Raw genomic sequence first — 24076 nt, 5'->3', positions numbered from 1 at the left:
CTCGATCCGTGCTGAAGCCGACCTCGCGGTACCGCCGACCGCCTTCGCCGGCCCGCGACCACGTCTGCCGGGGCTACCGGGGACGCGGGAACTTCGTCGCCCACGCCCAGGAGTTCCTGGCCGAGGGCCTGGCGGCCGGCGAGCGGGTGCTCTACGTCGCCCCGGGTGACGAGGCCGTGCTGACCGGGCAGCTGCGGGCGGACGAGCGGTGCGACGAGGGCCTGGCCCGCGGGGCGGTCCAGGTCGCCTCGGTCGAAGCGGCCTACGCCACCGGCGCCGTCGTCGACCCCGCCGGCCAGGTCGAGCGCTACGCCGCGGCGACGTCCGACGCGCTGGCGGCCGGGTTCACCGGGTTGCGCGTCGCGGCCGACGCGACGTCGCTGGTGCGCACGCCGGCCCAGGTGGACGCCTTCGCCCGCTACGAGCACCTGGTGGACCACTACATGGCCGGCCACCCGATGTCGGCGATGTGCGGCTACGACGTGGCCGAGCTCGGCGGGGACGTCGTCGCGCAGCTCGCGTGCATGCACCCCAGCGCCCACGAGGGCGGATCACCGTTCCACCTGCACGGGCACGCCCGGGACGACAGCGCCGCGGCGCTCGACGGGGAGCTGGACCTGGAGTCCCGCGGGCTCTGGCCGCTGGCGCTGGAGCGCGCCGGTCTGCGGTCCGGGACGGGCACGGTCGCGATCGACGCCGTCGGCCTGGACTTCGTCGACCACCGCAGCATGGTCGCGCTGGCCGGTTACGCCGAGCGGCACGCCACCACGGTGGTCCTGCGGACGAAGCTGGCCACCCCCGCCCGGCTCGTCGAGCTGCTGGACCTGACCGGTGTGCGCGTGGAGCGTGCCGCGTGAGCGCCCGGGGCTACGACCACGCCGCCGTCCACTACGACGGCGACGAAGAACTGCTCGCCGTCGCCGTGCCGTTCCTGGAAGGCGGGCTGGCGGCCGGCGAGCCGACGCTGGTTTCGCTGGAGCCGGAGCGCGCCGAGCTGGTGCGCGGCGCCCTGCCGCCGTCGGCGCCGGTGGACTACCTGTCCACCGGCGACCTGTACGCGCGGCCCGCGGTCGCGATCAAGTCCTACCGCGAGCTGCTGGCCGGGTTCGTCGCCGGCGGCGCGGCCGGGATCCGCATCTTCGGCGAGATCCCGCAGGCGGCGATCGACACGTCCTGGGACTGGTGGGCCCGCTACGAGTCGGCGGTCAACCACGCCTACGGCGAGTTCCCGCTGCGCAGCATCTGCGCCTACGACACCCGGACGACGCCGCGGCACGTCCTCGACGACGTGGCCCGGACCCACCCGTTCGTCGCCACCCCGGGCGGGCACCACACGAACGCCGGCTACGTCGACCCGCTGTCGTTCCTGACCGGCCCGCGGCCGATGACCCCGCTGCCGATCGAGAGCACGGCACCGCGAGTGGAGCTGGCGGACCCCCGGCCCGCGGACGCGCGCCGGGCGGTGCTGGCGACCGCGCCGGTGGACCTGCCGCCGGCCGAGGTGGACGACCTGGTGCTGGCGGTGAGCGAGATCGTGGACAACGCGTTCCGCCACGGCCGCCCCCCGGTCCGGATGCGCATCTGGGCGGACGCGGGCCAGATGGTGGTCTCGGTGCACGACGCGGGCGACGGCCCGGCTGACCCGTTCGTCGGCCTGCTGCCGGCGGACCGCACGATCGGCGGCCGGGGGTTGTGGATCGCGCACCAGATCTGCAGCGAGGTGACCCTGCACCGTGACGAGACCGGCTTCACCGCCCGCCTGACCGCGGGCCGCCCCTGGTAGGGCGGGGCTCGCCGGGCTGGTCGCCGGCGATCGGCCACCCGCCTCGCCGGTGGCCTGCCTCTGCGGTCGCGGGGTGTGGGCCCGCCGACCTGACCGGTCGGCTGCTTCGCCGGTGGCTTGTTTCTGCGGCCGCGTGTTGGGGGCTGCTGACCTCGCCGGGGCCGCCGACCTCGCCGGTCGCCTGACCTCGCCGGCCGCCGGCCGGCGAGTTGCGGGCCGCAGGCATCCCCGGCCCCCGGGCCTTGCCCGTCGCCTGCGAGCAGCCCCGGCCCGGCCCGCTGCTCCCTGGCCGGCCGGGCCTGCTCAAGCGCAGCGGGGCTGGCCCGGGCAGCTCCGCAGCAGCTTCACGATCGGCGCCGCCGGGATCGTCCCGTCCGGGTCCGGCATCCCCTGCGGCCACGCGATGGACAGGGCCACCGCCGAAGAGTTGTTGTCGTAGTTCGTCTCCAGCAGCGTCCGGTCGCCGTTGACCGTGTTCACCAGGTCGTAGGTGCCCGCCGGGACGTGCGTGATGTCCAGCCACTGGAAGTCCACGCCGTACTTGTAGTCGTCGCCGGCGCCGACCGAGATGCCCTCGACCACGTCGAGTGCCGTCGGCTCGTGGTGGCGGCACATGTTGTCGCGCAACGTCTCGGCGAGGGCGGCGTCCGCGCCCGTTTCGCCCGGTGTGTTCCGCAGCCGGCCGGCGTCGTGGACGCGGAAGCGGTCGCCGAGGCAGAAGCCGTTCTTGCGGTCGGTGACCACCGTCTTGCCCTGGCGGGAAACCAGCGCGAAGTGCTCGAAGTTCATCAGGTGCCAGTGCTGGTGGGCGAGGGCGGGCTCGTAGTACGTGAACGCCTCGGTGGCGCGCTGCGCCGCCGCGTAACTGCCCGGGATCGAGCCGTCCGTGCCGTCGCGCAGCGCCTGCCGGACCGTCATGGTCTCCTGGTTCGTGCTGTCGCGGTGGCCGTACAGCAGCAGCGGCCCGTCACCGACGTTCTCCTCCGCGCTGGTGAACCGCAGCCGGACGGCCTTCGCCACCGAAGGCGTGATGCAGCGGCCGTTGGGCGCGGCCGGGTCGATCACCAGGCACACGTCCCACGCCGTGCACAGCGGGAGTTCGCCGGAACTGCCGCCGGCGCACCCCGGCGGGGCCTGGCGGAGGTCGGGGAACAGCAGGTTCGGCGCCGCGTCGGCACGGGGAGCGGAAGCGGAAACGGTGGCCGCGAGCGCGGCGAGCGCCAGAACCGCGAATTTCTTGAGCAAGAGCGGGCCGTCCTGTCCGGTATTCCGATCGGGCCCATTCTAGGGTGTGCGCAATTCCCCGGTGCGACACCGCGTCGTCACACGATCGACTGAGTCTCCTCCGTTTCCGCGGTTCCGGTCAGTAGCGTGCGGCGAACTCATCGCCCGAAAGGACCGCACCGCATGTCGACGACCACCGCAGATTTCCGTGACGCCACCGGGAGTTCCCCGGCGGTGCGGGCCGCCGGAGCCGGCGGGGTCACGCTGGTCTGCGGCACGCGGCCGGAGCTGATCAAGCTCGCCCCGCTGATGCGGGCGTTCGGCGACGGGTGCGCCGTCGTCTACACGGGACAGCACTACGACCGGTCGCTGTACGCGCGCATCCGCGCGGACCTGCCGCCGTCCGACCGGTTCCACGAGCTCGGCGTGCCCGCCGGCCGCCGCGGTGGCCAGCTCGGCCGGACGGTCAGCGCGGTCGACGAAGTGCTGGCGGAGCGGCCCGGCCGGGTGGTGGTCGTCCAGGGCGACACGACGTCCGCGCTGGCCGGCGCGCTCGCGGCCAACGCGCACGAGCTGCCGCTGGTGCACGTCGAAGCCGGGCTGCGCAGCCACGACCGGGCGATGCCCGAGGAGCACAACCGCGTGCTGATCGACCACCTCGCCGACCTGTGCTGCGCGCCGACCGAGCTCAACCGCGCCAACCTGCTGGCGGAAAACGTGCCGTCCGAACGGATCGCCGTCACCGGCAACACCGTGGTCGAAGCGCTGCAGGCCGCGCTCCCGGCCGCCGAAGACCGGCGGCCGGTGCTGGCGGCCCGCGGCCTGGAACGCGACCGGTTCGCGCTCGCGACCATCCACCGCCCGGAGAACGTCGACGACCCCGGGCGGCTGGCGGTGATCCTGCGCGAGCTCGGCCGCCTGCCGCTGCCGGTGGTGTTCCCGCTGCACCCCCGCACGGCGAAGAGCATCGAGCGGTTCGGCCTGCGGCAGCTGCTCGACCCGCTGGTCGAGCTGGAGCCGCAGGCCTACCCGGCCTTCCTGGCGCTGGCCGCGGAGGCGGCGGTGCTCGTGTCGGATTCCGGTGGCATCCAAGAGGAAGCGAGTGTCCTCAAGCGACCGGTGGTGGTGGTCCGGCGCAGCACCGAGCGCCCCGAGATCGCGGGCACCTTCGGGACCAGGGTGCTGCCGGGCCCGTCGATCGGCACGGAGGTCGCCCGCTGGCTCGACGACGTGGCCGCCCACCGCGAGCGCCTCCGCACCCTCCCGTCACCGTACGGCGACGGATCCACCACCGCCCGGATCGTGACGGCGCTGGCCGCGCTGCTCGGTCAGCGGGCGGCCCCGGTGACCGCCGGCTGACCCTTCAACGCCGTCACCACCGCGTTCGCGAGGGCGACGCTCGAGTTCCAGCTCGTGACGTCCGGGTAGACGTGGGCGGTGGTGGCCAGCAGCAGGCCGGTTCCCTCCACGGCCACCGCCGGCCGCGTGGCGAGGTACCCGAGCGGGTACACCGGTTCCACGAACGGCGCCTTGAACACCCGCACCTCTTCGATGTCACCGGCCTGGAGCTCGGGGTACAGGCCGCGCAGCTGCGCCGACCACCGGGCCGCGATCGCGGTGTCGTCGTCGAGGTAGAGCCGCGAGCCGCGGTCGGTGTAGCGCATGACGTACACGAGGTCGCGGCCGTCGCACCGGCCGGCGAGCGCGGACATCGCGACGACCCCGTCGAACTCGGTGCCCGAACGCAGCACCGGCGTCCAGTAGTGCTCGGTGACCGGCCGCCGGAGGAAGAACACGCCGGTGACCACGCCCTGGTAGGGCAGGTCCACCCGGGGCAGCCGGGTGGCGAGCGCGTCGTCGGCGATGCGCCGCAGCAGGGGCAGCGGCACGGTGGAGACGACCTGGTCGGCGTCCAGCACCTCGCCGTCGGTCAGGGTGAGCACCGAACGGCGGCCCGTGCTCTGCAACCGCCGCACCGGCGTCGAAGTCCGCACGACGCCGCCGGCCTGCTCGATCGACGTCCGCAGGGCGTCGATGATCGTCTTGTAACCGCCGTCCGGGTAGCCGCGGGTGGCGACGTTGCGCTCGCGGCCCAGCCGCTGCCACAGGTAGAGCGCCGGGACGTCCCCGAAGGCCTCCCCGAACTTCGAGCCGAACATCGGCGCGAAGAGCGTTTCCCAGACGACGTCGCCGTAGAGCCCGCGCAGCCAGTCCTCGGTGCGGAGGGTGTCGAGGTCGCGGCCCTTCCCCGACCGGCGCAGCAGCAGCGAAACCACGCCGAAGCGCACGCGGTCGGGCAGCCGCAGCGGCGAAAAGCGGAGCAGGTCGACGGCGGAGTTGAACGGGTGGTGCCGGCCGTCGACGACCATGCCCATCGTCGTTTCGCGCCACTGCACCGCGTCCCGCAGGCCCAGCTCGCCCAGCAGCGCCAGCAGGCTCGCGTCGGAGGGCATGATGCAGTGGTAGAAGCGTTCGATCCACCGGTCGCCGTGCGCGAAGAACGTGCCGAGGCCGCCGAGCTGGTCGCTGCTTTCCAGCAGGGTCACGCGGGTGCCGCGGCGGGCGAGGCGGTGGGCGGCGGCGAGGCCGCAGATGCCGCCGCCGATGACGGCGATGTGCGCGGGGTCGGAAGGGGTCACCGGGTCACAGCTTCCGGTAGGGCGCCGGGCTCAGCCGGTCGCGGACGAGCAGTTTCAGGTATTGCACGACGGTCCGTCGCAGCTTCAGCTTGCTGGGCCCCTGCTTGCGGTCGTACCGCAGGGCCAGCGGGACCTCGGTGATCACCGGGCGGCAGTGGCGGAGCTTGAGCAGCAGCTCCACCATGCAGGCGAAGCCCTGCTCCTCGATGAGCCGCTCGCCCCAGTGCGCGGAGGCGCGCGCCAGCAGCGACGCCCGGTAGGCGCGGTAGCCGCTGGTGAAGTCCCGGACGCCGTCGACGTCGAGGGCGCGGTGGAACAGCTGCGCGGCACCGCGGGAAAGCAGCCGCCGCCCGAACGGCGCGGTCCGGTCGTCGCCGCCCGGGACGAACCGGGAGCAGATGGCGACGTCGGCGCCGGCGGTGATCTCCGCCTGCAGCGCGCGGATCAGCGCGGGGTCGTGCGTGTCGTCGGCGTCCATCACGACGACGACGTCGTCGGGGGCGGCCTGCTCCAGCGCCGCCCGGAGCCCGGACTGCACCGCGCGCCCGAGCCCGAGGTTCACCAGGTGCCGCACGACGCGGACGTCGAGCCCGCCGTAGCCCGACTCGGCCACCGCGATGGTGGCGTCGGCGGAGCCGTCGTCGACGACCCAGACGGTGACCTGCTCGGTGCGGGCCAGCTCGGCGAGCCGGCGCAGCAGCGGCGGCAGGGACGCTTCTTCGTTGAACGCGGGCAGCACGACGTGCGCCCGTCCGCCGGTCCGTCCCCCGGTGGGCTCCGGGCTGGCACCGTCCGGTTCGGGTTGTTCGGGTTCGCACGGTTTGGGTTCGCACAGTGTGGCCAGGGTGGTCTCTTCGCGCGCCACGGTTCCCCTCGTCTGGTTGTCCTCGTCCTTTGCCCGTCACCCGTCCGGAATCGGGTTTGGTGGGGCCGTCGAGTCCTATTCGGCTATGTTGTGTGGTTTCTTTAGTGGCCCCGGAAGTCCCTCGGAAGGATGCGCGTCATCAGAACTACTTGGTGTTTCCTGAAATCACCGGATCGGGTCTGCTGGACGCCCCGATCGAGTGCATTTCTGGGAGTTCTTGGAAAAATTCACCCGATCGTGCCGGTGTTGCCTCGAATGGCTGAGTCGTGAAGAAAGCGAGAATGGAATCCTCATGTCAAGTAGAGGTCGAGACCGGTGACTGAACTCAGAGACACGGTCGTCACCGAAGCGGTGCCGGCCCAGCGCCGCGTCCGGCCGGGCGACCGGCCGTCCGGCGCCGTCCGCGGCCGCCCGCTGCTCGCCCGCGTCAACGCCGTGGCCGTGCTGCTCGTCGCCGTCGACGGTGCCGCCTGGCTGGCGGCGGTGCTGCGGACCGGGCCCGGCCCGGCGTGCGCGGCGGTGACCGCCGCGGCTCTCGCGGGGGCCCGCGTGGCCGGCCGCGTCCACCGCCGCCGCCTCTGGCTTTCCTGGCTGCAGGACCTCCCGCGCTCGGTCACCGCCACCGCGCTGGCGTTCGCGCTCGTCACCGGCTTCGGGCTGGTGGCCGGGATGGACGGCGAAGACACGGCGACGATGCAGGAAGTCGTGCTGTGCTTCGCCGTGCTCGGCGAAGCCGCCCGCCCGGCGGTGTTCGCGTTCGGCCGCTGGGGGCGGCGCCGGCTGCGCCGCTGCGACCGGGCCGTCGTCGTCGGGTCCGGCCGGATCGGCGGCGAACTGGTCCGCACCATGCTGGAGCACCCCGAGTTCGGGCTGCTGCCCGTCGGCTTCGCGGCGGCGGGCCCGGAGCCGGTGCCGTCCGGCCTGCCGGTCGAGCGGATCGACGGCGACCTCGCCGGCGCCATCGCCCGGCTGCGCGCGGGCACTGTGGTCCTCGCCCCCGCCGACGACCCGGGCGGCGCGATCGTCGACGCCGCCATCTCCGCGCACCGCCTCGGGTGCGTCACCCTGGTGCTGCCGCACCTGTTCGAACTCTGCCCGGACGGGCCCGGCGTCGACCGGCTCCGCAGCTACCCGCTGGTGTGGCTGGGCGGCGCGCCGACCCGGCGGCCGAGCTGGTGGGTCAAGCGCGCGGTCGAGACGGCGCTGGCCGCGGCCGCGCTCGTCGTCCTCTCCCCGGTGATCGCGGTCTGCGCGCTGGCCGTCGCGGTGGAGAGCGGGTTCCCGGTCTTCTTCCGGCAGGTGCGGGTCGGGATGGACGGCGGGACGTTCGTGCTCTTCAAGCTGCGCAGCGTCCGGCAGGCCGCCGTCGACGACTCGCAGACGCGCTGGTCGGTCGCCGGCGACCGCCGGGTCGGCCCGGTCGGCCGCTTCCTCCGGCGGTCCTCTTTGGACGAACTGCCGCAGCTGTGGAACGTCGTGCGCGGCGACATGTCGCTGGTCGGCCCGCGCCCGGAGCGGCCGGTGTTCGTGCACGAGTTCTCCGCCGTCCACGACCTCTACTGGGCGCGGCACCGGGTGCCCACCGGGCTGACCGGGCTGGCGCAGGTGCACGGCCTGCGCGGCGACACCTCGATCGCGGACCGCGCCCGCTACGACAACTACTACATCGCGAACTGGTCGTTGTGGCTCGACGTCAAGATCATCATCCTCACGGTGGGAGAACTGCTGTGCCGAAGGCAACGCTGATGCGACGGCGCCCGGCGCTGTGCCGGGCGGCCGCGGCCGCACTGCTGGCGAGCTGCCTGGCCGGCTGCGTCACCAGCTCGGCGCAGGAGATCGCGGCCCCGCCGCCGAAGCCGCTCGCGCCCTGCGCGTGGTGGTACGGGATCGGCCGGCCGCCGACGTCGCAGGAGATCGAGCTGGCGGCCAAGCGCTACCAGGTCGTCGTGCTCAACGCCGACCAAGGCGCGGCGATGCGGCGCCTGCACCAGCTGAACCCGCGGGTGAAGGTGCTGGTGTACAAGGACCTGTCGAGCACGCGCAACTACCCGGGCGCGGTCGACGGCGGCCAGGACGCGGTGTTCCTGCCGAGCGGGATCGGTTACGTCGCGGCCCAGGACCACCACCCGGACTGGTTCGCCTTGGACGTCCAGGGGCGGCGGATCGAGTGGCAGGGGTACCCGCGGCACTGGCAGATGACGGTGTGGAACCCGGACTACCAGCAGACCTGGACCGAAGCCGTCGTCGCCGAAGTCAAGCGCGAGGGCTGGGACGGTGTGCTCGCGGACAACGACTTCAACTCGCTGAGCCACTATTCGCCCGCGGTGCTCGCGGGCACGGCGAACGTCGCGGAGACCGACCGCAAGCTCCGCGACGGCCTGGACGCGTTCCTGGCCAAGGCCGGCGACGCCCTGGCGAACGCGAACAAGCTGCTGGTGCCCAACGTGTCCGAGACGCACCTGGTGCCGGGCCGCTGGACCGCGCACTCCCGCTTCGGCGGCGCGATGGAGGAGAACTTCGGCTTCCGCGAGAACGGCGGCACCGGTGGCCTGCTGACCTTCCGCGGCAACGAGTTCCAGGAGCTGCGCGCGCAGGCGGCCCTCGGCGAGTCGCTGCTGCTGCTGGTGACGCGGACGCACAACGCGCGTGAAGAGCGTTCCGGCTACGCGAGCGCGGCGCTGCTGGCGGGCCCCCGCACCTGCTGGACCCGCGCGACGACGGACGACTACCGCGACCCGGAGTGGTCGGCACTGCAGGATTCCGGCCTGGGCGAGGCGACCGACGCGGCGAGCCGGCTGGCCAACGGCGTCTGGACCCGCACGTTCAGCCACGGCTGGGTCGCGGTCAACCCGACGGCGGCGACCCAGACGGTGGTGCCCCCGGAAGGCCTCGTCAAGCCCGGCGCACCCCCGTCACCCACCCCGACCCCAACCCCGACCTCGGCTTCCCCCACGGCGACAACCACCCCGCCCCCACCCCAGCTCACCCTCGAAGCCGCGGACGCGATCGTCCTGGTCGACCCGAAGCAACTGGTGAAGCGGGGCATCTGGCGAATCACCCGCGACGAGTTCCGCATCGGCCGGCTCTGGGCCCGCTGACCACCCGCGTGTCGCCCCTCCAATCACGAGCGATGCCCCTCCAATCACGCGAGATCCCCCTCCAATCACGCGAGATACCCCTCCAATCACGCGAGTTCCGCGTTCGATCACGCGAGTCCCGGCCCGGATCACGCGAAGCCCGGTGATCGGAGGGGCCTCACACGTGATCAGCGGGGCATCACTCGTGATTGAGGGGGCATCACGGGTGATTGGCGGGACGACACGGGGTGGTCAGCCGGTCGTAGAGGTCCAGGTGACGGCGGGCGCAGGCCTCCGGGCGGTAGCGGGCGTGGGCGCGTTCGGCGAGGAGCCGGCCCAGCCGGGCCGGGTCCGGTTCCGCGAACAGCGCTCGTAGCCGTGCGGCCAGTGCCGGGACGTCGCCCGGTGGGGCCAGGTACACCGGGCCGTCCGGGACGTCGAGCATGGCCGGGACGCCGCCGGTCGCCGTCGCCAGGACCGGCTTGCCCGCCGCCATCGCCTCGGCCACCACCAGCGGCTGCTGCTCCATTGTGGACGGCAGGACCAGCGCGTCCGCCGCGGCGAGCAGCGCCGGGACGTCCGGCCGGAAGCCGAGGAACGTCACCCGCCCCGCCAGCGGCGGCTGTTGTGCGGCCCGCTCCGCCGCCGCGCGCTGCGGGCCGTCGCCGACCACCGTCAGCCGGGCGTCGGCGGGCAGCACACCCGGCACGGACAACGCGGCCAGCAGGTCGAGCACCCCTTTGCGCTCCACCAGCAGCCCGGCGAAGACGAGGTGCCGCACCGGACCCCGCGGCGGGGACGGCGAGGCGTCCGCGACGCAGTTGTCGATGTGCACCAGCCGCCCGGCCGGCACCCGCAGGCGGCGGCGCAGGAAGGCACCCATCGCCGACGCCGGCACGACCGTCCGGTCCAGGAGGCGGGCGACGACGGCGTCCGCGGCCAGCACCGTCCGCGTGTACGCCGAGGGCCCGGCGGCCCCGCGCGAACCCCGGAACCACGGCTCCGCGACGTCGTCGGGCACGCCGTGGTAGGTCTGGACCAGCACCGGCCGCGGACCGAACCGCAGGCCCGCGAGCACCAGGCCCGCGCGCCGGTCCTGCGCGTGCACGACGTCGGGGCGCCACGCCCGGATCGCCGCCCGCGCCCGGCCCGCCGCCGCGAGGTCTTCCTTGTCCGACACCGCGATTTCCTCGTGCCGGCCCTCGATCAGCGCGGCGCCCCGCGCGGGCACCGGCCCGAAGACGCGGACGTCGTGGCCGGCGGCGGCCAGCGTCGCCGCCAGCCGGACGGTGACGTCCACCGGGCCGCCGCGGTCCTGGGTGAGCAGATAGGCGATGCGGGTCACGGCAGACGCTCCGACGGGGTGAGTTTGTCGACGAGGGCGGCGATCTGGTCGGTCATCCGCCCCCGGTCGAAGGACAGTTCCACGCGGCGGCGGCCACGCTCGCCTTCGCGCCGGGCGAGCCCGGGGTCGGCGAGCCGGACCGCGACGGCCCGGGCCAGCAGCCCGACGTCTCCGGGCGGCAGCACCGCGCCCGCGTCCGCGACGCTCTGGCGCATCCCGCCGACGTCGAACGCGACGACCGGCCGCGCGCACGCCATCGCCTCCAGCGGCACCAGCGCCATGCCTTCGGCGCGCGAGGGCAGGACGACGACGTCCGCGGCGGTGTACCAGGCCGCCGGCTCGTCGGTGTGCCCCGCCCAGCGCACGGACGCGTGTCCCGCCACCGGGTGCCGTTCGCGCCAGACCGGTCCCATCGGCCCGTCGCCGGCGAACACGAGCTGCGCCTCGGGCAGCTGCCGCAGCACCGCCGGCCAGGCCGAGAGCAGCTGGTCCTGCCCCTTGAGCTCGGCGAGCCTGCCGAGGCAGACGGCGATGGGAGCACCTTCCGGCAGCCCGAGCCGGCGGCGCGCCGCGGCCCGGTCGCCGGGGACGAAGCCGGTGGTGTCGACGCCGTTGCAGACGACGTCCGCTTCGGCGGTCACCCCGGCGGCCCGGCCGGTCGCCAGTTCGTCGTCGCTCACGCAGACGACGAGGTCGGTCCACCGCGACGCGAAGCGCTCCCACGCGGCGGACGCGCGGCGCAGCGGGCCGCTCGCGGTCTCGAAGGACCAGAGGTGCGGTTGGAACACCGTGGGGCGGGTGCCGCGGACGGCGAGCCGCCCGGCCAGGCCGGCCTTGGAGCTGTGGAGGTGGACGACGTCCGGTTCGAGGTCGGCCAGGATCCGCCGCAGCCGCAGGGCCTCGGTGAGCGAGCCGGGGCCGGGCGCCCGGCGCGCGGCCCAGCCGCGGACTTCGATGCCGGATTCCCGGGCGCGTTCGGCGAGCCAGCCCGACGGCGGGCAGGCGATCGTGACGGACCACCCCCGGTCCCGCTGGGCCACGGCGAGCTCCAGCACGACCACGGCAACACCGGCGGCCACGGGCTGGGTGACGTGGACGAGCTTCACCGGAGGCCTCCTGGGCGCGGTGGCTTGAGGGTTGGCGGCGAGGGGTGTGGGGGCGGGTTCACTGGAGGTTTCCTGGGCGAGCTGCTTTGAGGGTTGGCGGCGAGGGGTGTGGGGGCGGGTTCACTGGAGGTTTCCTGGGCGAGCTGCTTTGAGGGTTGGCGGCGAGGGGTGTGGGGCCGGGTTCACTGGAGGTTTCCTGGGCGCGGTGGGGTGAGGGTTGTCGGCGGGGGGTGTGGGGCCTGCTTCACCGGAGGCCTCCCCGGCGCAGCTCGGCGAGCGCACTCCGCTGCAGCAGCAGCGTCGCCCCGGCGTAGCCGGCGACGAGGACCGCGGCCTCGGCCACCGCCCCCGGCAGCGAACCTCCGGACCACCGCTCCAGCACCACCGCGGGCACCGCGCCCGCCGCGCCGGCGAGGGCGACGCGGGCTAACATCCCGCCCAGCTCGGCCACCGGTGGTGCCACCCCGAGGCCGGCCAGCACCCGCCAGGCGACCGGCACCACGAGCCACGCCGCGCCGCACTGGGCCAGTGCGACCGCTCCGATCCCCGTGCGGGTCAGCAGCGCCAGCCCGGCCGCGAGCAGCGCCAGGTGCGTCGCCTCGAGCGCCAGGTACCGCCGGACGTGCCCGGTCGCCTTCACCGCCTGGTACCAGATCTGCAGCAGGCAGATGCCCAGGCCGTAGCCGGACAGCAGCACCAGCGGCCCGGCCGCGCCCGCCCACCGTTCGCCCAGCAGCACGACGTGGCCGGCGAGGACGGCGAGCGCCAGGTACAGACCGCCGGTCACCACGAGGACCGCGCGGGTGAACCGGGTGACCGCCCCGCCGAGCGGCGTCCCCTCGCGCCGCAGCCGCGTGAACACCGGGAAGGCCACCGCGCCGAGCACGACCGCGACCATGATGTAGGGCACCCAGGCGAGCCGGTACGCCACCGAGTAGACGCCGACCGCGTCCGGCCCGAGCACGTGCCCCACCGCGAAGTAGTCCAGGTTGACCAGCAGCGCGCCGACGACCGCGGCCGGCCCGACCACGGCCACCCAGCCGAGCACCTCCCGCGCCGCGGCGGTGTCCCAGCACGGCCGGACCCCGCCGCGGGCCAGCGCGCCGAGCAGCGGCTGCGCCACCGCCGTGGCCAGGAGCCCGAGCACCAGCGACAGCGGCCCGGCGCCGCACGCGGCGAGCACGACCGTCAGCGCCGCGCCCAGCACCGCGCTCCCGCCGTCGGGCAGCAGCCGCCGCCGGAAGTCGAGCTCGCGGTGCATCAGGCCCATCTGCACCCCGCCCGCGGCCGAGAACGGCAGGCCGAGCGCGGCCAGCCGGACCAGCCCGGCGGCGTCCGGCGTGCCGAGCAACGCCGTGAGCGGGCCGGCCGCGGCCATCAGCGCGACGGCCAGGACGGTCCCCGCGCCGACGCTCAGCGTCAGCACCGTGCCCGCCGTCCGGCGCGGGTCGCGTTCGGTGCGGCCGATGACGTCGTAGACCCCGATCGACTGGACGACCTGGCCGAGGTTCACCAGCGCCACCGCGAGCGCGACCGCGCCGAGCTGCCCCTCGGTGAGCAGGGCGGCCAGCACCAGCGTGACCAGCATCTGGCTGCTTTTGCTGACGAGGTTGACCACGCCCAGCCACAGCGAGCCGCGGACGGCACGGGTCCCGAGCGCGGCCGTCACGCGGCCCTCCTCGCGGCGGCCACCGCAAGGACCCACGCGGCGACCACGGCGACCCCGTCCACGGTGACCGCCGTCCGCGACCCGAACAGCGAAACCAGCGCGGAGTCCACAATGTACAGATGCGCGAAGGGGACGGCGAGCGCGAGGACGGCGAGCCCGGCCGCGCCCCGATCCCGGCGGCGCCACCAGAGCGCGGCCACCACGGCCATCGCGGGCACGGCGATCAAGACGTCGCCGGGCTGGTGCACCACGCAGACCACGACCGCGAGCACGGTCAGCAGATCGGCGACGGGCTCGCTCGTCCGCCGGACGAGCAGCGCGCTCGCGACGAGCACACCGGCCAGCACCACCAGCTCGGAGGGCGTCCAGCCGGTGACGCGGAAGAGCACCGCGGCCACGTCGATGCGTTGGGCGGTAACGGAATCCACCGCGCCGTAGGAGGTGCCACGGGCGTGGGTGAGGTTCGCGGCGATCACGTCGAGGAACGGCCCGACGCCGCCACCGCGCACGACGAGGAGCACGACGACCGGCAGGCTGGCGGCCGCGGCGATGGCGGTGCCCGCCACGGCGACCCGCCGCGAGCCGCGGGCGAACAGCAGGACGGCCAGCGGGAAGCCGTACTGGGGCTTGAGCCAGGCGAGCGCGAGGGCTGCGGCCGCCCAGCCCGGCCGGTCGCGCCGGGCGAGCAGGGCACCCGCCGCGCCGACGGCGATCAGCGGGTTGATCTGGCCGACGTAGAGCTGCGCCTTCCCGACCTGGCTGGTCACGAGCAGCGCCGCGACGACGGCGGTGGTGACGGCGAACGGGACCGGGACGTACCGCCGGACGGCGTGCGCGGCCAACGCGGCGAGCGCGACGAGCAGCAGCAGCGAAAAGAGGATGAACGCGACGGCGCCGGCGCGGTAGCCGGGCAGCGCGAACGGTGCGTGCAGCAGCAGGTGGTAGGGCTGGTAGAGGTTGAAGTCCTGGCGCACCGGCCAGTGCGCGAACATCGCGGCGGGGTCGTACGGGTTGCCGCCGTCGAAGAATTCGCGGATGGGGAAGTAGAGGGCGTCGCGGAAGTCCTGCAGCCGTTCTTCCCCGGCGACGGCGGGGGTGGGGAGCGGGACCCGCCACGACGGCGAGATGGCGTGCCAGGCGCTCACGGCCCCGGCAACCGTCGCGAGGAGCAGGACGAGCCGCTGCTTCGGCGACAGGTGCGCACCGCCGGACACCGGTGCGGCGGTGGGGTTCTGCGTGGTCGTGCCGGGACCACCGCCACACCGGGAGTCGTGCGCCCGCCTTCGCCGCGGCCGCGGGGCGAGGTAGCCGGTTCGGCGCGGAGCCGCGGGCTGTCTGGAGCTCATGCCAGCACCACCGCCACCAGCACCGCGTCCGACGGGAGCACCCCCACCGTCGCGGTCAGCTCGGCCTGGTTTCGCCCACCCGCCGTCACTGCGACCACGGAGGCGCCTTCGCCGCTCTCCTCCGGCAACCCCGCCGCCAGCTTGGCCGCCGCTTCGGTCAACGACGGGGTCACCGGCAGCACCCGCACCGGGCGCCCGGCCGCGCGGCAGAGCACCGCCAGCCGGTCCGCCGCCGACGGGTCCTCTTCCCGCAGGACCGCCACCGGGCGGTGCACCCCCGCCGCGGCCAGCGCCCGGCGCACCGGGCCCGGGCCCGCACCGAGTGGCGTCAACCGGCGCAGGGCCGCCGTCGCCAGCCCGGCCGCGACCGCCGCGACCAGGGCCAGCCCGGCCACCAGGGGGACGTCCGGGGCCACGGTGAGCACTTCCGGCCGCGAGTCCAGCGTCCGCAGCTTCCCGGCCGGGGCGAGGAGGTCCGCGTCGATCATCGCCTTGCCCAGCGCCATCGCCGTCGCCCCCGCCCGCTCCGCCGACGGTGCGCGCACGGACAGCCGGGCCAGGCCGGAAGCCGGGACCAGCTCGACCGAGACGTGCCCGGCCAGCTCGTCGGGGGTGTACCCCGAGACCGGCGCCGCCGCCTGCAGCACCGACGGGCTGCGGGCCAGCTCGACCAGCGCGGGCAACGCCAGCGACACGACCTCGCCGTAGGGGGCACCGTCCGCCGCGGCCGGACCGGCGAGCAGGCTCACCCGGCCCTGGTACTCCTCGGCGCGCGTCAGGCCGACGAGCAGCACGAGCGCCCCCACCACCAGCGCCACCGTGATGCTCTGGACGCTCCGGACAAGAGACTTCATCGGGCACCTCGAAGCAGTTCGTCGTAGGACTTCATGAGCGCGTGCGGGTCGTAGCCGCGTTCGACGGCCCGGATCCCTTCGGCGGCCGCGGTTTCCCGGGCCGCCGGGTCGAACAGCAGCGTGGTCAGCGCCGCGGCCGTCGCGGCCGGGTTCGCGGGTGGCACCACGATCCCGCCGCCGCCGGAGAGGACCCCGCCGATCCCGCCGACGTCCGTCGCGACCACCGGCCTGCCGGCCGCCATCGACTCCAGCACCGCCAGCGGCAGGCCTTCCCAGTCGCTGGTCAGCACCGTGACGTCGGCCGCGGCGAGCAGGTCCGGGACGTCGGTGCGGGTGCCGAGGAACTCCACCCGGCGGCCCAGTGCCGCCGCCCGCCGCGCCAGCTCCGGACGCAGGCTGCCGTCGCCGGCCAGCCACAGCACGGCGTCGCCGTCGACCGCGGCCCAGGCGTCCAGCAGCACGTCGTGGCGCTTCTGCGGTTCGAGCCGGGCCAGGCAGAGCGCGACCGGCGTCCGCTCCGGGACCCCCAGGGACGCGCGGATCTCCGCGCGGCCGAACACCGGTTCCCGCGGGAACACGGCGTTCGGGATCACCGCCGGCCGCTCGAGCCCGGCCGCCGTCAGCCGGTCCGCGGTGGCGGTGGAGACGGCGACGACCCGGCCGGACGTGCGGCGCAGGATCCGGGCCGCGGCGGGGTAGTCCTCGTCGGCGACGCCGTGGAAGACGGTGATCGGACGGCGCCCGGCCAGCCGCGTCACCAGGCTCGCGCCGACGTTGTGGGCCAGCACGACGTCGGGCCGGAACCGGGAGATCGCCCGGCGGGTGGCCCAGGCCGCCTTCAGCACGCCCGCCTTGCTGCGGCGGGCGAGCGGCACGGGGAACGCCGGCGTGCCGGCCGCGGCCAGCGCGTCGGCGCGGAAGCCCCCGCCGCTGGCGACGGCGGACACCCAGCCGTGCTCCTCGCCGCGGGCCGCCATGCCGGCCACGAGCGTCTCCGCCCCGCCCGCCCCCATTTCACTGATCACGTGCAGCACCCGCATCGGCGCTTCCCTCTCCTTCTCGGCTGTGCCGGTCGTTCCCGATCCGGTCACAGCCACGGCCGGATGGCTTCGTCGCAACGGTTACCTGCCGCTTCGAGGGGGCGGCCTGCTTTTGGCCGGCTCAGGAACCCGGGCTTCGGCCGCGACGGCGAGCGCGGCCAGCGACCACAACGGCAGGTAGTACTGCTCGGACAGGAACGTCGAGGTGACCAGCACGGCGAGCAGCGACGCCTGGATCGCGACCGCTTCCGTGCGCAGCGGCCCGCCGCCGGCCCGGCGGACCGTGCGCTCGCTCGCCACCGCGGCGGTGCCGATCACCCCGGCGAACAGCGCGAAACCGGGCAGGCCGAGTTCCGCGGCGACCTCGAGGTACATGTTGTGCGCCACCGGGGTCTGCTCGTCGACCTCGGCGTTGTGCGACTCGGCGGCGTAGTGCTCGCGAAACCCGCCGGGGCCGACGCCGAGCACCGGGTGCGCGGTCAGCATCCGGGCCGCCGCCTGCCAGCGCAGCTCCCGGGTGTCCACATTGGTCGAGGCGATGAAGCTCTTCTCCTGCAGGGCCCGGTCCAGCTGCGGCCCGGCGAACAGGAGGGCGCCGAGCCCCAGCGCGGCGACCGCCGCGGCCGCCGCGGCGAGCACCCGCCACGGCAGCACCCGGCGCAGCAGCAGCCAGCCGACCGCGGCGGCCAGACCGAGCCCGCCGCCGCGCGAGAACGTCGCCGTCGCGCCGGCCACCAGGACGACGCCCGCGATGGTCAGGACGAGTCCCCGGCCCCGGCGGTGCAGCGCCGCGAGCAGCGGGACGGCGGCGACGAGGAAGTAGGCCAGGTCGTTCGGGTCCGGCTGCGGGCCCCTCGCCCGGGCTTCGCCCCCGGCGACCAGGCTGACGAGGGCACCCGCGCCGGCGACGGTGGCGCCCGCGGCCGCGGCGAGCAGCAGCCACCGGACCGGCACCTCCCGGCTCGCGACGTCCGCGAGCACCGCGGTGACCACCAGGAACGGCAGCCAGCGCACCGCGTATTCGGCGGTGAACCCGCCTGCCGCGTGCACGGACGCGGTCATCGCCAGCACGACGGCCAGCAGCGCGAGGACGGCGTGCAGCGGAGCCGGGCTGGGCGGCTGCCGCCGCCGGATCCGCACGGCGAGCCACACCACGGTGAGCAGGGCGGCCGGGACCTTGCCGAGCTGGCTCTGCACGGCCGTCAGGTAGCCCGCGACCGGCGCGCACGCGACGGTCGCGCAGGCGAGGACCCGCAGCAGCGTTGCCTCGCGGGTTTCGCGCGCTGCCGGCCGGACGACCGCGACCGGTGTCATCTCCCGGCGTCCAATCTGGTCACCGGCCGGGTGCGCCGCACGGTCGCCCGGCCGACGTACTCCCCGGTGCCGACGACGTCGAAGTGCTCGCGCAGCGCGGAAAGCACCCAGCCGAGCCAGGCCACCTTCCGCGCGCCGGGCGTGGCCATCCCGGGGAAGAACTCCATCCCGGGCGCGTCGGCGGCGCCGAGGACGTCGGTCGGGTGCAACAGCAGCGAAGGGGACACCCCGCGGGCGCGGCAGAGCCGCAACGCCGTCCGGAAGTACGCCCGCGCCAGCCGGGGCGAGACCTCGTGCAGCTGCAGCAGGTACGAACCGTGGATCGGCGTGCGCAGCAGCGGCATCGTCGTCACCGGGAGCTCGACCAGCGTGCGGCCCACGCACGTCTGCCAGCGGTAGGCGTGCACCGGCGCCAGCACCCGCGAGACACCGCCGAACAGCTCGCCGAGCCCGTCTTCGGAGGCCTTCGCCGTGCGGTTGTGGTAGGCGCGGGCCAGCGGGCCGATCCACGTCGGCAGCGTGCTGGCGTCGTAGGCGTAGCCGCGCTCGGCGAGCAGCTCGACCAGGTCGCGCGTGACGCTGTAGCCGGGGCCGCGGAACCCGCTCGGCCGGGGTGCGCCCGCGGCGGTGATCGCGTCCTCGGTCCGGCTCAGCTCCTCTTCGAGCCGCTCGCGGGAGTAGCGGTGCAGCCAGGGTTCGTGGCCGAAGGAGTGGTTGCCCACCTCGTGCCCGGCCGCGGCGATCTCGGCGACCGCCTTGGCGCCGTCCTCGCGGACGACGTCGGCGCCCACGACGAAGACCGTCGTCGTCAGGCCCTGCTCGCCGAGGATCTCCAGCAGCCGCGGCACCGCGGACGGCAGGAAGCTGGGCCGGTCGCGCCAGCCCGGATCGCCGTGGGTCTTGAGGTAGGCCCACAGGTTGTCGAGGTCGACCGAGACGCTCGCGAGCGGCCGCGGGGTCACGCCGCTTCCCCCGCGAGGGCGGGCGCTCCGGCGCGTGCCTGCACGCCGAGCAGCAGGACGCCGCACACGACCACGGCGAGCCCGGTGGCGACCCAGGCCCCCTGCCCGGCGACGACGTGGTCGCCGAGCGCGGCGATACCGGTGACCGAGGCCAGCACGATGGTGGTCGCGTCGGCGGTGGCCACCACCGCGGCCGCGGGCCCGCGCTGCAGGGCGGCCGCCATCGAAGCCTGGCCGAGCACCGCCGCCGTCAGCATCAGCCAGGTCAGCGGCTTTCCCGGCAGGGCAACGAGATCGAGGTGGGCAAGGGTCCGGCTCGCGACCGCGACGACGGCGAACGCGACCCCGGACAGTACCGCGGCAGGCAGGAACGTCCCCGCCCGGCCCGCGGGGACCATGGCCAGCCCGGTGGCGAGCACGACGAGCGCCAGCGCGGCGACCCCGGCCGGCGGCAGGTCCGTGGCGACCGAGGCCGACGAGGACCCGGCCAGCACGACCAGCCCGGAAGCCAGCAGTACCAGGGTCATCGCCTCCCCGGTGCGGATCCGCCAGCCGAGGACGAACACGCCGAAGGCGGTTGCCAGCCCGATGGCCGACGACGACGCGGCCTGCACCAGGTACAGCGGCAGGGACGCGCGCGCGAAGAACGCGAGCGCGAAGCCGCCCACCTGGCCGGCGAACCCCAGCAGGTACAGGCGATCGGCGGCGAGCCGGGCCAGCAGGCCCAGCCCTGCGCCCGGCCGGTTGCCCGCCCTCCGCGCGGCGACGCTCTGCGCGACGATCCCCACCGCGTAGAGCACCGCGGACGCCACGAGCACCGCGTAATCCACCACGAACCACTCCTCACGTCCCGCACCGCGTACCGGGTGACTCGGCAAAGCGTAGGAACGCGGAGGTGTCTTCACTTTCGAAGGATGGGGTTCCGGAATTCGTCACGCTCCGAAACGGATCCGCGGGTCGCAGGCAACCCCAAAGCGTGACGCACCGCAGTGTTCCGGCCGACGGAACACGTTGCGTAGTAAAGGTTCGGTGCCCACCCGCGCCGGCTCCCGGCCGGCACCAGGGGCGCTCCCGGCCGGCCACCCGTTCGAGCTATACGAACCCCGGTCAGGGGTTCGCGCACCCCACACGATCGGTGAACCGGCTGGAACGCCCGGCGGCCCGTCAGTACGTTTTTCCCACCGAGGCGCCAGAAATGCATTGGGTGCCGCTTTCGGCAATTGTCTTATCGAGGAGAATCCATGCTGAAGAAAATCGGCTTCGTTGCTGCCGCCATGGCCGCCGGGGCATTCGTCACCGGTGGGATCGCGGCCGCCGGCACGCCGGAGGGCGACCACGGTTACGACCACGGTTACGACCACACCGGCCAGGTCGGCCTGGTGAACCTGAACGACACCGACGCGCTGCACAACGTCCAGGGCACGCTCGGGCTGTGCCACAACAACATCAACGTGCTCGGTGTCCAGGTGCCGGTCCAGGAATCGCTCAACGGCATCGGCGTGCCGATCCTCTCGCCGGGTGCGAGCGAGGCCGAAGGCGAGTCGCCGTACAACTGCGCCGCCAGCGGGCTCGCCGACGGCGGCACCAGCCAGGGCGACTGAGGGTTCCCGCTCCTGCCGGGCCGGCCGCGTCCGGCGACTCGGCCGCCACGACCGTCACCGTCGAAGGTCACGGCCCGAGGCCGCCGGCCGGTCCCCGCAAGCCGCCGCACGGAAACGTTTCCGTGCGGCGGCTTTCTGCTGTGCGGCGGCTGGAACCGGCGAGGCCGTGCGTCGCCCGGCTGCGGGCTCGGCTGTGGGGTTCACGCCTCGCCGGTTCACCAGCCGGATACCTGCTCCCGGGGTCGAGGGGAACGGGCTTCCGTGTATCCGAGCCTACGGTGCCGACCGCGTTTCCGCCGCGATTATTCGGGTGGTTGCCGCCGGAACGAGTGTGCGAATCGGGTGCGATTTACGTGAAACGGTTTTTCCGCGGTGAACCCCGCTGACCCGATCGGGTCAACCGTCGCGCGGTCAGCGGCTTTCCGGGCGCACTCGATGGTGGCACGAAGTGGAATCGTTTCCATTGTTTCAGTACGTTTTCCTCACGCGGGACGGAGAAACACACACCTCGCCGCCGTCCTGTCCGATGCACCGAACAATCGAGGAGAACAAATGCTGAAGAAGATCGGCTTCGTCACGGCCGCCATGGCGGCCGGCGCCTTCCTGGCGGGTGGCGTCGCGGCCGCCGGCACGCCGGACGGCCACGACCACCACCACGGTGGCCACACCGGCCAGCTCGGCCTGCTCAACCTGAACAACACCGACGTGCTGCACAACGTCAACGCCGTCCTCGGCGTGTGCGACAACAACATCAACGTGCTCGGCGTCCAGGTGCCGATCCAGAACTCGCTCAACGGCATCGGCGTGCCGATCCTGTCGCCGGGCGAGCACGAGGCCAGCGGCGAGAACCCGGAGAACTGCGCCTCGGGCGGTATCGCCGACGGTGGCACGAGCCAGGGCCACTGAGTCCCCGCGCCACGGCCGCCCGTTGTGTGTGCGGATGCCGGCCGGGGTGCGGAAACCGGCGCCGCGCCTGATGTCGTGCGGCGTGCCCGGAACAGGGAGCGAGCTGCACACTCCGGTTCCCCGTTCCGGGCACGCACCGACCCGGCGCCGACGCCGGCACGGGTGGGACCGGCCACCGGGCGAAGCCGGTGCGCCGGCCCCACCCGGCGCAGACGACGGACTCGCTTTTCGGGTCCGGGTGGCGCAGCCCCCGGCCCGGGCGAAGCCCCGCGGAGCACAGCCGCGACCGGATCCCGGTCGCGGCTTTCGCCGTCGCTACCGGCGGCCGAGCAGTCTCCCGACGACCCCGAGCCGGCGTCTCGGCTCCGGAACGGGCGTGGTGCCCACCCGCAGCACGATGTCCAGCAACGCCTCCCGGTGTTCGGTGGCGGCGCGCGTGTAGCCGGGTGACGCCGCGACGGCGCGGCGGAGGTCGTCGGGGTCGGCGGTGCCGGTGTCGAACCCGGTGACCCGGGTGACGTCGATGGGGCCTCGGCACGGTGTTTCCACGAGAAGGTTCTCCTGCTGTCGGGCGGTCCGTACCTCGTTATCGCTCCGTTACCGCCCGCGCGTTACCGCAACCGTGTCCCTCGGTCAGGTGAGAAGGCTCCTCGGCCGGGACGGTCCCGGTCCGCACGATCGAGGAACGCCTGCACGCGGCCGTCAGACGCGGCTCCACTTCTGGTTCGCCTGGCCGTTGCAGGACCACAGGATCGCCCGGGTCCCGTTGGCCGTCGCCGCGCCTTCGGCGTCGAGGCACAGTCCTGATTGGACGTTCTTGAGCGTGCCGTCCGAGCCGAGCGTCCACTTCTGGTTGTTCTGCCCGGTGCACGAGCGGCTCAGCACCTGGGCGCCGCTCGAGCCGCCGTCGAGGCACTTGTCGCCGAAGACCCGGATTTCGCCGTTCTCCCAGGTGGTCCAGAGCTGGTTGGCGGCGGTCTGGCAGTCCCAGATCAGCGTGCCCGCGCCCGAGGCGGTCGAGGCGTTGTCGACGTCGAGGCAACGGTTCGAGCCGGAGCCGCGCAGCCGTGACGTCGTGGCGGCGAGGGGCGTACCACCGGAAACGCGGTACGCCGCGACACCGTGGGCGGGCACGCTCGCGCTGATCGAGCCGCTCGTGGCGGACGTGCCGCCGGTCCACAGGTCGGTCAGGGTGAACGACGTCCCGTTGAGCCCGACCTGCGCCGCGGTGGTGCTGACGGTCGTCGTGCCGCTGCCGCGGTTGAGCAGCCCGACGGCGACGGACCCGTCGGACAGCGGCTTGGCGAACACCTCGACATTGCCGTCGTCGCGGACCCGGCGGCCGCCGGCGCCGAGGCTGTCCTGGTCGACCGCCAGCAGGCGGGGGTTGCGCAGGACCGCGCTGATGTCCGAGGACATGCTGCGGATGTCGTTGCCCGCCATCAGCGGCGCGGCCAGCAAAGCCCAGAGCGCGAAGTGGGCGCGGGACTCGGTCAGCGACAGCCCGGGGCGGCCGACCACGAGCATGTCCGGGTCGTTCCAGTGCCCGGGCCCGGCCTGCGCGGCCAGCGGGGCGGTGACGTCGAGGACGTTGCCGACGCCCATCGGGTAGCTGTTGGTGTTGCCGTTCTGCCAGATGTCGAGCAGGTCTTCGGTGGTGCGCCACAGGTCGGCGACCTGGCCCCAGTCGTACTTGTCGCCGGTGATGGCGTGGTAGCTGTTGGGGTTGATGCTGTAGACGATCGGCCGCCCGGTGCCGCGCAGCGCGTCGCGCATCAGGCCGAAGCGGCTGACCTGCTCGTCGCGGGTGCCGGCGGGGGAGCACCAGTCGTACTTGAGGTAGTCGACGCCCCAAGAGGCGAACGTGCGGGCGTCCTGGGCTTCGTGGCCCTGGCTGCCGGTCGAGCCGGGGTAGGTGCCGCCGCGCTGGGCGCACGTGCGGTCGGTGGGGACCTGGTAGATGCCGAACTTCAGGCCGCGGGCGTGGATGTAGTCGCCGAGGGCCTTCATGCCGCTGGGGAACTTCGAGGCGTTGCCGCGCAGGTTGCCCTGGGCGTCGCGCTGCGGGTCGAACCAGCAGTCGTCGACGACGACGTACTGGTAGCCCGCGTCGCGCATGCCGGAGGAGACCATCGCGTCGGCCGCTTGGTGGATGGTGGACTCGGAGACGTTGCAGCCGAAGCTGTTCCAGCTGTTCCAGCCCAGTGGCGGGGTCACCGCCGGGCTGCCGGGGGCGGCGACGGCGGCCGGCGGCACGGCCGTGGACAACGACAGCGCGGCGGCCGTCGCGGCGAGCAGGTGCAGGACCCGTGAACGGGTTCGAGCGGGCATCGTTGCCCCTTTCC

At 74.1% G+C, this 24076-nt stretch carries 21 protein-coding genes; 7 read left to right on the top strand and 14 right to left on the bottom strand.

Translation table 11 applies throughout. From position 1 onward, the window contains the following. Nucleotides 1–8: 8 nt before the first annotated feature. Both ACWEGE_RS33180 and ACWEGE_RS33175 read left to right on the top strand, forming a co-directional pair. Nucleotides 9–857: an MEDS domain-containing protein gene (locus tag ACWEGE_RS33180; RefSeq protein ID WP_449664407.1), complete on the top strand. Its 849-nt coding sequence runs from the start codon at nt 9–11 to the stop codon at nt 855–857. Then, nucleotides 854–1783, top strand: coding sequence for an anti-sigma factor RsbA family regulatory protein (locus tag ACWEGE_RS33175; protein ID WP_449664406.1), 930 nt, complete (start codon nt 854–856; stop codon nt 1781–1783). Before ACWEGE_RS33180 ends, ACWEGE_RS33175 begins: the two co-directional genes overlap by 4 nt. A gap of 303 nt (nt 1784–2086) precedes the next feature. On the opposite strand, the gene ACWEGE_RS33170 is transcribed toward ACWEGE_RS33175, so the two are convergent. After that, nucleotides 2087–3028, bottom strand: a complete 942-nt coding sequence (locus tag ACWEGE_RS33170) for a lysyl oxidase family protein (protein ID WP_449664405.1) — start codon at nt 3026–3028, stop codon at nt 2087–2089. Nucleotides 3029–3190: 162 nt separating this feature from the next. Here ACWEGE_RS33170 and wecB point away from each other — a divergent pair, with 162 nt between their 5' ends. Then, nucleotides 3191–4366 (top strand): non-hydrolyzing UDP-N-acetylglucosamine 2-epimerase, encoded by a 1176-nt coding sequence (gene wecB / locus ACWEGE_RS33165; protein ID WP_449664404.1) that lies wholly within the window; start codon nt 3191–3193, stop codon nt 4364–4366. Here the strand turns inward: wecB and ACWEGE_RS33160 are convergent. Together ACWEGE_RS33160 and ACWEGE_RS33155 are read right to left on the bottom strand one after the other, a co-directional pair. Then, nucleotides 4336–5646, bottom strand: a complete 1311-nt coding sequence (locus ACWEGE_RS33160; RefSeq protein ID WP_449664403.1) for an NAD(P)/FAD-dependent oxidoreductase — start codon at nt 5644–5646, stop codon at nt 4336–4338. The genes wecB and ACWEGE_RS33160 overlap by 31 nt on opposite strands. A 4-nt stretch (nt 5647–5650) precedes the next feature. Further along, complete coding sequence (locus ACWEGE_RS33155; RefSeq protein ID WP_449664402.1) at nt 5651–6511, bottom strand: glycosyltransferase; 861 nt, start codon at nt 6509–6511, stop codon at nt 5651–5653. Nucleotides 6512–6826: 315 nt separating this feature from the next. On the opposite strand from ACWEGE_RS33155, the gene ACWEGE_RS33150 reads away from it, so the two are divergent. After that, entirely contained in the window at nt 6827–8257 is a 1431-nt protein-coding gene (locus tag ACWEGE_RS33150; RefSeq protein WP_449664401.1) for an exopolysaccharide biosynthesis polyprenyl glycosylphosphotransferase, read from the top strand. Beyond that, a complete protein-coding gene (locus ACWEGE_RS33145; RefSeq protein WP_449664400.1) occupies nt 8257–9609 on the top strand; it encodes a putative glycoside hydrolase family 15 protein in 1353 nt (450 codons plus the stop codon). Before ACWEGE_RS33150 ends, ACWEGE_RS33145 begins: the two co-directional genes overlap by 1 nt. A 199-nt stretch (nt 9610–9808) precedes the next feature. Here ACWEGE_RS33145 and ACWEGE_RS33140 read toward each other — a convergent pair whose 3' ends face one another. From ACWEGE_RS33140 to ACWEGE_RS33100, 9 genes are all read right to left on the bottom strand, one after another. Then, entirely contained in the window at nt 9809–10933 is a 1125-nt protein-coding gene (locus tag ACWEGE_RS33140; RefSeq protein WP_449664399.1) for a glycosyltransferase family 4 protein, read from the bottom strand. Next, on the bottom strand, nt 10930–12039 hold the full coding sequence (locus ACWEGE_RS33135) for a glycosyltransferase (protein WP_449664398.1): 1110 nt from the start codon (nt 12037–12039) through the stop codon (nt 10930–10932). Before ACWEGE_RS33135 ends, ACWEGE_RS33140 begins: the two co-directional genes overlap by 4 nt. A 244-nt stretch (nt 12040–12283) precedes the next feature. Beyond that, the gene (locus tag ACWEGE_RS33130; RefSeq protein WP_449664397.1) at nt 12284–13708 is read right to left on the bottom strand and encodes an oligosaccharide flippase family protein; all 1425 of its coding nucleotides are present in this window, start codon (nt 13706–13708) and stop codon (nt 12284–12286) included. Next, a complete protein-coding gene (locus ACWEGE_RS33125; RefSeq protein ID WP_449664396.1) occupies nt 13705–15054 on the bottom strand; it encodes a glycosyltransferase 87 family protein in 1350 nt (449 codons plus the stop codon). The genes ACWEGE_RS33130 and ACWEGE_RS33125 overlap by 4 nt, the downstream gene beginning before the upstream one ends. Next, nucleotides 15051–15908 carry a hypothetical protein gene (locus ACWEGE_RS33120; protein WP_449664395.1) on the bottom strand — a complete coding sequence of 286 codons (858 nt, stop codon included), beginning with the start codon at nt 15906–15908 and terminating at the stop codon, nt 15051–15053. The genes ACWEGE_RS33125 and ACWEGE_RS33120 overlap by 4 nt, the downstream gene beginning before the upstream one ends. After that, the gene (locus ACWEGE_RS33115) at nt 15905–16948 is read right to left on the bottom strand and encodes a glycosyltransferase (RefSeq protein WP_449664394.1); all 1044 of its coding nucleotides are present in this window, start codon (nt 16946–16948) and stop codon (nt 15905–15907) included. The genes ACWEGE_RS33120 and ACWEGE_RS33115 overlap by 4 nt, the downstream gene beginning before the upstream one ends. A gap of 81 nt (nt 16949–17029) precedes the next feature. Beyond that, nucleotides 17030–18262, bottom strand: coding sequence for an O-antigen ligase family protein (locus ACWEGE_RS33110; RefSeq protein WP_449664393.1), 1233 nt, complete (start codon nt 18260–18262; stop codon nt 17030–17032). Next, nucleotides 18259–19224: a polysaccharide deacetylase family protein gene (locus tag ACWEGE_RS33105; RefSeq protein WP_449664392.1), complete on the bottom strand. Its 966-nt coding sequence runs from the start codon at nt 19222–19224 to the stop codon at nt 18259–18261. Before ACWEGE_RS33105 ends, ACWEGE_RS33110 begins: the two co-directional genes overlap by 4 nt. Then, nucleotides 19221–20057 carry a hypothetical protein gene (locus tag ACWEGE_RS33100; protein ID WP_449664391.1) on the bottom strand — a complete coding sequence of 279 codons (837 nt, stop codon included), beginning with the start codon at nt 20055–20057 and terminating at the stop codon, nt 19221–19223. Before ACWEGE_RS33100 ends, ACWEGE_RS33105 begins: the two co-directional genes overlap by 4 nt. A gap of 408 nt (nt 20058–20465) precedes the next feature. Here ACWEGE_RS33100 and ACWEGE_RS33095 point away from each other — a divergent pair, with 408 nt between their 5' ends. Further along, the gene (locus ACWEGE_RS33095) at nt 20466–20825 is read left to right on the top strand and encodes a hypothetical protein (protein ID WP_449664390.1); all 360 of its coding nucleotides are present in this window, start codon (nt 20466–20468) and stop codon (nt 20823–20825) included. A gap of 552 nt (nt 20826–21377) precedes the next feature. Next, nucleotides 21378–21731 (top strand): hypothetical protein, encoded by a 354-nt coding sequence (locus ACWEGE_RS33090; RefSeq protein ID WP_449664389.1) that lies wholly within the window; start codon nt 21378–21380, stop codon nt 21729–21731. A 315-nt stretch (nt 21732–22046) separates the two neighbouring features. Here the strand turns inward: ACWEGE_RS33090 and ACWEGE_RS33085 are convergent, their stop codons facing one another. Together ACWEGE_RS33085 and ACWEGE_RS33080 are read right to left on the bottom strand one after the other, a co-directional pair. Then, entirely contained in the window at nt 22047–22280 is a 234-nt protein-coding gene (locus ACWEGE_RS33085; RefSeq protein WP_449664388.1) for a hypothetical protein, read from the bottom strand. 153 nt (nt 22281–22433) lie between these two features. Next, entirely contained in the window at nt 22434–24062 is a 1629-nt protein-coding gene (locus ACWEGE_RS33080) for a glycoside hydrolase family 27 protein (RefSeq protein WP_449664387.1), read from the bottom strand. Between the last annotated feature and the right edge of the window lie 14 nt (nt 24063–24076).

The sequence above is a fragment of the Amycolatopsis sp. NPDC004747 genome (assembly GCF_053601335.1).
The sequence above is the reverse complement of the archived record's forward strand: the minus strand, read 5'-3'. Positions and strand labels throughout refer to the sequence as shown.

What these genes read in the sequence shown, in the direction of transcription:
- wecB (WP_449664404.1), top strand. Translation starts at nt 3,191, where the DNA reads ATGTCGACGACCACCGCAGATTTCCGTGACGCCACCGGGAGTTCCCCG.
- ACWEGE_RS33145 (WP_449664400.1), top strand. Translation starts at nt 8,257, where the DNA reads ATGCGACGGCGCCCGGCGCTGTGCCGGGCGGCCGCGGCCGCACTGCTG.
- ACWEGE_RS33125 (WP_449664396.1), bottom strand. Translation starts at nt 15,054, where the DNA reads ATGAGCTCCAGACAGCCCGCGGCTCCGCGCCGAACCGGCTACCTCGCC.
- ACWEGE_RS33120 (WP_449664395.1), bottom strand. Translation starts at nt 15,908, where the DNA reads ATGAAGTCTCTTGTCCGGAGCGTCCAGAGCATCACGGTGGCGCTGGTG.
- ACWEGE_RS33115 (WP_449664394.1), bottom strand. Translation starts at nt 16,948, where the DNA reads ATGCGGGTGCTGCACGTGATCAGTGAAATGGGGGCGGGCGGGGCGGAG.
- ACWEGE_RS33110 (WP_449664393.1), bottom strand. Translation starts at nt 18,262, where the DNA reads ATGACACCGGTCGCGGTCGTCCGGCCGGCAGCGCGCGAAACCCGCGAG.
- ACWEGE_RS33095 (WP_449664390.1), top strand. Translation starts at nt 20,466, where the DNA reads ATGCTGAAGAAAATCGGCTTCGTTGCTGCCGCCATGGCCGCCGGGGCA.
- ACWEGE_RS33090 (WP_449664389.1), top strand. Translation starts at nt 21,378, where the DNA reads ATGCTGAAGAAGATCGGCTTCGTCACGGCCGCCATGGCGGCCGGCGCC.
- ACWEGE_RS33080 (WP_449664387.1), bottom strand. Translation starts at nt 24,062, where the DNA reads ATGCCCGCTCGAACCCGTTCACGGGTCCTGCACCTGCTCGCCGCGACG.